The organism is Devosia sp., from assembly GCF_034675085.1.
GTDB lineage: Bacteria > Pseudomonadota > Alphaproteobacteria > Rhizobiales > Devosiaceae > Devosia.
Window position 1 is genome coordinate 1 of the sequence record NZ_JAUCDN010000129.1, and the last position, 8,796, is coordinate 8,796.

Below are 8,796 nucleotides of genomic sequence, written 5' to 3' on the forward strand. Positions count from 1 at the left end.
AGCGCGCCGCCACATGGTTCGGGCGCGACGCCAGCACCGGCGAATTGCTGGGCGGAACGGTGGCGGGGCTGGATCGAAATCGCCTGCTCAATCTGACCCAGGGCGCCAGCCGCTACGGCTTTCATGCCACAATCAAGGCGCCGATGGCGCTGGCCGATGGCCGCAGCCAGGCCCAGTTCTGCGCTGCCCTGGCCGATTTTGCCGCCCGCCAGCAGCCCGTTTCGCTGGGCCGGCTGCGCCTGGCGACCATTGAAGGCTTCCTGGCGCTGCTGGCCGATGAGGCCCACCCCACCCTGCCCGGCTTCGCCGCCGGCGTGGTCGAGGCGTTCGAGGATTTCCGCGCGCCGATGAGCCCCAGGGAGCGCGAGAAGCGCCTTCAGGGCGGGCTCACCCCGCGCCAGGCCGAACTGCTCGACAGCCACGGCTATCCCTACGTGCTCGACCAGTTCCAGTTTCACATGACGCTGAGCGACCGGCTGGAGCCGGAAGACCAGGCCGAGATGCTGGCGGCGGCCCGGACCTGGTTCGGCCCGGCGCTGGACGAAGAGGTGACGCTGGACCGGTTGAGCCTGTTCCATGAGCCCGACAGCGGCAAGCTGTTCCGCCGCCTCGCCGATTTCCCGCTCGGAGGCGCGCTCTGATGAGGATAACCAGCTTTCGCAATGGCCGGATCGTGCTGGCCGATGAGGAGATCCTGGGCAGCCTTTCCCTCGCAGGGGACACCATCGCGTCCATCGATGCGGGCGCCGGCGCCGTGGGCGAGGACCTTCAAGGCGATTATCTCGTCGCCGGCCTTGTCGAGCTGCATACCGACCAGCTCGAAAACTATTATCGCCCCCGCCCCGGCGTCTTCTGGGACCCGCTGGCCTCGCTCCATGCCCATGACGTGCAGGTCGCCGGCTCGGGCATCACCACGGTCTTCGACGCGGTGCGCATCGGCTCGGATGTGGACATGCCGGAAATGGGCCAGCATGTGGAAAAGCTCACCGCCGCCATCGCCGGCGGACGGGACGGAGGCTGGCTGCGCGCCGAGCATTTCGTGCATCTGCGCTGCGAATTGCCCGCCCATGACGTCATCGCCCAATTCGAGGCCCATGCCGGAGCCGCCCATACCCGCCTCGCCTCGGTGATGGACCATACGCCCGGCCAGCGCCAGTTCGCCTCCCTTGAGGAATATAAGCGCTTCTACAAGGACCGGCTGGGCCGCCAGGGCGATGTCGAGGCCTATCTCGCCGCCCGTCAGGCCGAGCATGACCGTTATGCCGCCCCCAACCGCGCCCATATCGTGGCGCGGGCACGGGCGCTGGGCCTGCCGCTGGCCAGCCATGACGACACCACGCTGCTCCATGTCGAGGAAGCGGTGGAGGATGGCGTCGCCATCGCCGAATTTCCCACCACCCTGGAAGCGGCGGCCGCCGCCCATGATGGGGGCCTTTCCATCCTGATGGGCGCGCCCAATGTGGTGCGCGGGCGCTCCCATTCGGGCAATGTCTCGGCCACCGACCTGGTGCGGGCGGGCCTGCTCGATATTCTCAGTTCCGATTATGTGCCCATGGCCCTGCTCCAGGCCGCGTTCCTGTTGCCGCAAAAGGTCGAGGGGCTCGGCCTGGCGGCGGCGCTGGCCATGGTCAGCGCCAATCCGGCGCGCGCGGCGGGGCTGGACGACCGCGGCGAGATCGCGCCGGGCCGGCGCGCCGATCTGGTGCGGGTGCGCGTGGTCGATGGATTGCCGGTGGTGCGCGGCGTCTGGCGGCAGGGCGAAAGGGTGAGCTGACGGCGATGGCGGCGCGTCCCCTCGGTTCGCTGGTTCTGGTGGTCGGCCCCTCGGGGGTCGGCAAGGATACGCTCATCGCCGGGGCCCGGCAGGCGCTGGACGGGGACAAGCGCTTCTCCTTCGTGCGCCGGCTGGCGACGCCCGCCTCCGGCAGCGGCGGAGACGAGCATGACGAGATCGAGCCCGCCCTGTTTGCCGAGGTGGAAGCGGCGGGGCGCCTCGCGCTTTGCTGGGAAGCCCATGAGCGGCGCTATGGCCTGCCGCTGGGCGTCGATACCGACATCGCCCTGGGCCGGATCGTCGTCGCCAGCGTCTCCCGCCATGCGGTGACGCTGGCCAGGGCCCGCTATCCCAATGCCGCCGTGGTGCTCATCACCGCTGAAATCTCGCGCCGCGCCGAACGCCTGCTCAAGCGCGGGCGGGAAAATTCCGGCCAGGTCACCGCCCGGCTGGCCCGCGAAAGCCCGCCGGTGCCGGCGGGGGTCGATCCCGTCATCATCGACAATTCCGGGCCGCTGGCCATCGGCATCACCGCCTTCGTCATGGCCCTGCGCGCCATCGCGGCGGAAGAATAGCGCCGGGGATGCCTGCGCGCCTTCCACGAGATTGAACCCTACCGGTTCTGGTGCGTTGCACCCGATCAACAGCGTCAGGAGTTTTCAATGAACCGCAACGGACTTTACGCCATCGTCGCCATTCTGCTGGTCGTGGTGGTGGGCTTCGCCATCTATGCCTGGCAGCAGGAACAGGCCCGGCCTGGGGTTGAGGTGCGCGTGGACGGGCAGGGAATTTCCATAGAGGGAAATGGCTGAACCGCGGCTCGCGAACCAAGGCAAGACAAGGCGAGGCGCGGGCCTCGCCTTTTTTCACGCCGCCGCGTTGCCGGCGCGCACGGCCTGGGACACGGCGAAATGGGCCTTTTCGATGGTTTCGAAATGCTGGCCGTCAACGGCGAAGGCGGGCAGCCTGACCGCGAGGAACCGGTAACCCTCGGCCTGGGGGATGACGACGCCCAGCGGTTCCCCGCCGACTTCGATGACGATGGGCCGCTGGACCGGGGCCCTGGTGATGCTGTTTTCCTGCATGGGAGGAGGTTCCACTTGCGCATTGCGGCGGCGTCGGCGGTGCGGGGCACCATCCGGGCAGGCAATGCGGGAATTCTATCGGAAGTTTGAGACGAAGGCGTGACGAGAGGTCACATTCGTTTGCGGCGACAGATCCCTTGCCAGCGTTTGGCAAGTTGCAAGTGGCGGCGTACGAGCATGGAACCGGCATGGGTGGTGACGGCGTGCGACAGGGTCATCGTCAGTCCTTTCCTGCTGGTTGCGATGCGACAATCGGTGGATACCGATGGATGATGGCAAGATAGGGGCGTTTGTTTTCGAATTCCAGTGCCGTAGCGACCCGCAAAGACGATTTTTTCAAAAAACCCTACCCGACTTTCGCCTAAGACCGAAAAATCTCGCGCGGTTTTCGGGGGGGTGCTGTTTTCGGCGGCCCCGGAAATGCTTGAACTGGGCCGGACAATCTGGTCTTGTCGGACCTTTCTAAGACCAGCCGCGATGCAACGCGGCACGAGGGACGACAAACGTGGCCGAAGACGATCTGCCCGCTGCCGCCAAGGGCAAGCGCGGCGTCAAGCCATCCGGCAAGCCGACGCTCAAGACCATTGCGCAGATGACCGGCCTTGCCGTCACCACCATCTCGCGCGCGCTCAACAATGCGCCCGAGCTGGCGCAGGATACGCGCGACCGGGTGCAGAAGATTGCCGCCGAGATCGGCTATCTGCCGGACCGGGCCGCCCTGCGCCTCAAGACCGGGCGCACCAATGTGGTGGCGCTGGTGCTCGAGCCGGACGAGCAGATCTACGGCTTCGGCTCCTCCATCGTCACCGGGCTGAGCGAGGCGGTGCGCGACACCGCCTATCACATCGTCATCACCCCGCTTTTCCGCAATGTCGATCCGATGGAGCCGATCCGCCATATCGTGCGCAACCGCATGGCCGATGGCGTCATCTTCTCCAAGGCCGAGAGCTTCGACGAGCGCATCCGCTTCCTCATCGACAATGATTTTCCCTTTGTCAGCCATGGCCGCACCAACTGGCCCGAGCAGCATCCCTTCGTCGATTTCGACAATGACGCCTATGCCTATGGGGCGGTGAAGCGCCTTGCCGCCCAGGGGTGCAAGCGCGTTTCCATCGTGCTGCCCGACAGCGCCCTGACCTATACCGACCATCTCAAATCGGGCATGGCGCGAGCCGCCGAGGAAGTGGGCATCGCCCATGAGTTTGCCGGCGACGTCAATCTGGGCAGCGCCACCGACGCCATCCGCAATTACGTCATCAAGCGCTCGCGCCGGCCCGACGCGCCCGATGGCTATGTCTGCGCCTCCGAGGTCTCCGCCCTGGCGGTGATCGGGGGATTGCGCGAGAGCGGCCATGTCATCGGGGAGACCGCCCGCGTGGTTTCCAAGCAGTCCTCCGCCATGTTCGCCCAGTTCCAGCCCGGCGCGGAAACCGCCTTCGAGGATTTCGTCGATGCCGGCCGGCAGATGGGCCAGCTCCTGCTCCGCCGCATCGGCGGCGAGCCCCCCGAAGAGCTGCACTACCTGGCCAAGCCGAAATTCGATTGGGAGTAGGCTCTACCCTTCCAGTTCCTCGCGCAGCATTTCCAGTTCCAGCCATTGCTCCTCGGCGGCGGCCTTTTTGGCTTCCGCCGCTTCCAGCGCCTTGGACCGGGCGGCAAAGCCATTGGGGTCGCGCGTGTAGAAATTGGGGTCGGACAGCACCGCGTTGATCGCGGCAATCTCGGCGTCGAGCTTGTCGATATCCTTGGGCAAGGTCTCGAGCGCGTGCTTTTGCTTGAAGCTCAGCTTGCGCTTGGGCGCGGGCGCCGCCGTCGCGGCCGGCGCCGCCGAGGGTCTGGCGGGGCGCGGGGTCTTTTCGGCCATGCGCGCATTCACGCCGCTGCCGCGCTGGCTCACCATGTCGGAATAGCCGCCGGCATATTCGGTCCAGCGCCCGTCGCCCTCGGCCATCACCACCGACGTCGCCACCCGGTCGAGGAAATCGCGGTCGTGGCTGACCACGATCACCGTGCCGGCATAGTCCGAGACCATTTCCTCCAGCAGGTCGAGCGTTTCCAGATCGAGATCGTTGGTCGGCTCGTCCAGCACCAGGAAATTGGAGGGCAGCGAGAGGGCGCGGGCCAGCGCCACGCGGGCGCGCTCGCCGCCCGAGAGCTTGCCGATGGGGGTATTGGCCTGTTCGGGGGTGAAGAGGAAATCCTTCATATAGCCGACGACATGCTTGGGCTGGCCGTTGATGTGGAGCGTGTCCGAGCCGCCTCCGGTCAGCGCGTCGCGCAGGCGGGTCGCGGGGTCGAGCCTTGCCCTTCCCTGGTCGAGCATGGCCAGTTCCAGCGCCGCGCCGAGCTTGATAGTGCCGCTATCGGGCTCCAGCAGGCCGGTCAGCATCTTGATCAGCGTGGTCTTGCCCGCTCCATTGGGGCCGACAATGCCGATGCGGTCGCCCCGCAGTACGCGGGTGGAAAAATCGCTGACGATTTTTCGCGCGCCGAAGCTTTTGGCGATGCTCTCCGCCTCCACCACCAGCGCCCCCGACACCCGCCCCTCGGAAACCTGCATGGAGACATTGCCGGTCACCCGGCGCTGTTCGCGCCGCTCCTGGCGCAGGCCGGCCAGGCGCTCCAGGCGCCCCACATTGCGCTTGCGCCTGGCGGTGACGCCGTAGCGCAGCCAATGCTCCTCGCGCACGATCTGGCGGTCGAGCTTGTGGCGGTCGCGCTCTTCCTGCTCCAGCACCTCGTCGCGCCAGCCCTCGAAGGCGGCAAAGCCCTTGTCGAGCCGGCGGGTGACGCCGCGGTCGAGCCACACCGTGGAGCGGCTGAGGTCGGAGAGGAACCGCCGGTCGTGGCTGATCAGCACCATGGCCGAGCGCAGGGAATTGAGCTCGTCCTGCAACCATTCGATGGCCGGCAGGTCGAGATGGTTGGTGGGCTCGTCCAGAAGCAGAATATCGGGCCTGGGCGCCAGCACCCGCGCCAGCGCGGCGCGGCGCGCCTCTCCCCCCGACAGGTTCCCGGGGCTTTCCGCGCCGGTCAAGCCCAGCGATTCCAGCAGATAGCGGGCGCGATAGGGATCGTCCCCCGGCCCCAGCCCGGCCTCGACATAGGCGAGCGTGGTGGCAAAGGCGCTGAGGTCCGGCTCCTGGGGCAGATAGCGCAGCGTGGCGCCGGGCTCGACGAACCGCACCCCGCCGTCATGGACCACCTCGCCGGCGGCGATGCGCAGCAGGGTGGACTTGCCCGAGCCGTTGCGCCCTACCAGCGCCACGCGCTGGCCCGGCGCCACGATCAGCTCGGCGCTTTCGAGCAGGGTGGTGCCCCCGAAGGTGAGATGGATGTTCTGAAGCGAGAGAAGCGGTGCTGCGGCCATGGCGCGGCATAGAGCATAGGCCGGGCGCAAAGGAAAGGCCGGACAGGACGTTGAGGATCCTGGCCGGCCCGGGGAGACGGTAGCAGCAAGCCCCGTCGTCTCAACAGTCCGCTCCGGCCGGATCCCCTCGGCTCCGTTGCGTCCTGTGATAGGGGGATCAAAACACAGCTTATTATGACTGTCAAACTCATAATTATAGCGGGCAGCAAAAACCTGCGCGTCGCGCCGCTTCCATGGCGCTTCCCCTCGAGCGGGGCCGCATCTATCCGCGCATAAAAAAACACCCCGGACAGGGCCGGGGTGCCAGGTACGGAGACCTTTCAGATTCAGTGCATCGGCGCGCGCACCGCCTCCATGGCGCTCAGCCCCAGCCGATCGCGGATGGAGCGCTTCTTGCTGGCGAGATCGGCGATGGTATAGCTGGCGAGCACCTCGAAGAAGGCGCCCAGCGCCTCGCGCAGCGCGCCATTGAGGTCGCATTCCCCGATCAGCGGGCAGTCGGCGCCGTCCTCGAAGCATTCGGCCAGCGCGAAGCTTTCCTCGGTCAGCCGGACGGTATCGAGCAGGGTGATGTCCTCGGCCTTGCGGCCCAGCCGGATGCCGCCATGGCGGCCGCGCACGGTTTCGAGCAGGCCGTTTTCCACCAGCGGCTTGATCAGCTTGAACAGGAACAATTCGGAAATATTGTAGGCCTTGGCGATATCGCCCACCCGGCTCAATCCTGCCTCGTTGACGGCGCAATAGACCAGGGTGCGGATGGCATAGTTGGATTGACGCGTCAGGCGCACGGCGGACCCTTTCTGGCAGGCGGCGGGGAGGCGGAAACCCCGGCGATTCGGCGGTTTTTCGAGCTTACGATGTCTTCCAGCTTATAACCATTCTAAAATATGTCAACTAAATATGATTGCTGTTTTCATATTTGCTCCCCGACTGGACAGTTACTTACATTCTGGCTATGAATTTAAGCAGGGGGGAACGATATAAATGACCACGACTCTGACTCGCGCCTTGCTCAGCGAAGCGGCGGCGCGCCGGACGGGATTGAGCCGATCCGACATTGCCGCCATCGGCGACGCCATGTTCGCCTTGATGGGCGAAGCGCTGATGGCCGGCGAAAACGTCAAGCTCACCGCCTTCGGCTCGTTCCAGGTGCGCGAGCGCGCCGAGCGGATCGGGCGCAATCCGCGCACCGGCACCGAGCATCGCATCGCCTCGCGCCAGACGGTGGTGTTCACGCCCAGCGCGCAGCTGCGCCAGGCCATGGGCCGGCTTCCTTCAGCGTCCTGATCCGGTTTCACGCAGGAAATGCCGGCGGTAGAGCACCAGCTCGGCCGCCCCGATGGCGGGCGCCTGCGCGCCGGAATGGCCGGCCCGCAGATGCGGCAGGGCCTGGCCGGTGACCGGCAGGCGCTCGAGTTCGGCCTGCATTTGCGCGATCAGCCGCGCCAGGATGGGCGCGGGCAGCAATCCGTCGATCACCACCAGCCCGGTCTCGATGACGGCGGAGGTGCTGTAGGCCACCCGGGCGAGCGCGGCGGCGCTGTCGGCGATCCAGGCGTCGAGCACCGGCCCGAAGCCCGCCCAATCCCATTGCTCGGGCGCGTGGGGCTCATGGGCGATGCCGGCCCGGGCCAGGCGCCGCTCCAGCGCCGTCAGCGAGGCGATGTCATGGGCCGGCAGCAGCGTGCCGTCCTCGCCCAGGCCCACCAGCATCGAGCCCAGATTGGCCGAATGGCCGTTCGGCCCCTCGCGCAGCGTGCCCGCCCCGACGATGCCGGCGGCGATGTAGCAGGAGATGAAGAAATAGATGAAGCCGGGCGGACGCGGACGGGGGCAGGCGATCAGCTCGGACCAGCAGGCGGCATTGCCGTCGTTGAACAGCGTGGCGTCGAGCCCGGTAGCGTCCCGCAATTGCCCGGCAAGATCGAGCGCGCTCCATAATTGCGCCTGTTCGGGCGGCGCCTCGGGCAGGGTCAGGTGCAGCACGGCTCCGATATTGCTCGGCATCGCCACCCCGATATCGCGCAGCCGGGGGCGCAACGCGACGCCCAGACGGGGCATCACCGCCCCCATCATCTCGACGATATCGCCGACGACGCGCCTTGCGTCTGGATAGGCGTGGCGGCGCTGCTGGCGCGACAGCACCTGCGCATGCATGTCGAGCAGCAAGACGTCGATATGCTTCCAGCCGATTTCGACGCCGATGGAAAAACCGCCCTCGGCGCGCGGATAGATGGGCGTGGCGGGCTGGCCGCGCCGCCCCCGCAGCACTTCGCCGCGCATGATGAGCCCGGCCCGCTCCATGTCGAGCAATATGGCCGAGACCGTTTGCGGGGCCAGCGCCGAGAGCCGGGAGATATCGGCATTGGACAGGCCCGGGTTGAAGCCGATCGCGGTCATCACCGCCCGTTCATTGGCCCGGCGCAGGCTTTGATGCTGCACACCGCGTCCGCCGGCATCGAAAGCGTCGGGGCTGGATCGGGTGCGGGTCTGGGCCATGGTCACATCCAGAAATCGCCGGTAAACCTGCGTGGCGCGTTCCGGTGGGCCCCAGGGGGGCTGAACCG

Annotated in this window: 10 protein-coding genes; 6 read left to right on the forward strand and 4 right to left on the reverse strand. The window is 66.9% G+C overall.

All coding sequences use genetic code 11. The annotated features are described in order from the left end of the window. The 4 genes from VDP82_RS09750 to VDP82_RS09765 all read left to right on the forward strand — a co-directional run. Positions 1–641 (forward strand): DUF1045 domain-containing protein (locus VDP82_RS09750; RefSeq protein WP_323014655.1); only part of this gene is annotated, 641 nt, incomplete at its 5' end. Beyond that, a complete protein-coding gene (locus VDP82_RS09755; RefSeq protein WP_323014656.1) occupies positions 641–1,774 on the forward strand; it encodes an alpha-D-ribose 1-methylphosphonate 5-triphosphate diphosphatase in 1,134 nt (377 codons plus the stop codon). The genes VDP82_RS09750 and VDP82_RS09755, both read left to right, overlap by 1 nt. 5 nt (positions 1,775–1,779) lie before the next feature. Beyond that, a complete protein-coding gene (gene phnN / locus VDP82_RS09760) occupies positions 1,780–2,349 on the forward strand; it encodes a phosphonate metabolism protein/1,5-bisphosphokinase (PRPP-forming) PhnN (RefSeq protein ID WP_323014657.1) in 570 nt (189 codons plus the stop codon). Between the two features lie 87 nt (positions 2,350–2,436). Beyond that, a complete protein-coding gene (locus VDP82_RS09765; protein WP_323014658.1) occupies positions 2,437–2,586 on the forward strand; it encodes a hypothetical protein in 150 nt (49 codons plus the stop codon). Between the two features lie 54 nt (positions 2,587–2,640). Here VDP82_RS09765 and VDP82_RS09770 read toward each other — a convergent pair whose 3' ends face one another. Then, positions 2,641–2,859, reverse strand: coding sequence for a hypothetical protein (locus VDP82_RS09770; RefSeq protein ID WP_323014659.1), 219 nt, complete (start codon positions 2,857–2,859; stop codon positions 2,641–2,643). 505 nt (positions 2,860–3,364) lie between these two features. On the opposite strand from VDP82_RS09770, the gene VDP82_RS09775 reads away from it, so the two are divergent. Further along, positions 3,365–4,411: a LacI family transcriptional regulator gene (locus VDP82_RS09775; RefSeq protein ID WP_323014660.1), complete on the forward strand. Its 1,047-nt coding sequence runs from the start codon at positions 3,365–3,367 to the stop codon at positions 4,409–4,411. A gap of 3 nt (positions 4,412–4,414) precedes the next feature. Here VDP82_RS09775 and VDP82_RS09780 read toward each other — a convergent pair whose 3' ends face one another. Further along, entirely contained in the window at positions 4,415–6,229 is a 1,815-nt protein-coding gene (locus VDP82_RS09780; RefSeq protein WP_323014661.1) for an ABC-F family ATP-binding cassette domain-containing protein, read from the reverse strand. 326 nt (positions 6,230–6,555) lie between these two features. Further along, positions 6,556–7,017: an iron-responsive transcriptional regulator RirA gene (gene rirA, locus VDP82_RS09785; protein ID WP_323014662.1), complete on the reverse strand. Its 462-nt coding sequence runs from the start codon at positions 7,015–7,017 to the stop codon at positions 6,556–6,558. A gap of 196 nt (positions 7,018–7,213) precedes the next feature. Between rirA and VDP82_RS09790 the strand changes: the two genes are divergently transcribed. Then, positions 7,214–7,516 (forward strand): integration host factor subunit alpha, encoded by a 303-nt coding sequence (locus VDP82_RS09790; protein ID WP_323014663.1) that lies wholly within the window; start codon positions 7,214–7,216, stop codon positions 7,514–7,516. Here the strand turns inward: VDP82_RS09790 and VDP82_RS09795 are convergent. Further along, positions 7,505–8,796: ROK family transcriptional regulator (locus tag VDP82_RS09795; protein ID WP_323014664.1), on the reverse strand; the 1,292-nt coding region annotated here is incomplete at its 5' end. The genes VDP82_RS09790 and VDP82_RS09795 overlap by 12 nt on opposite strands.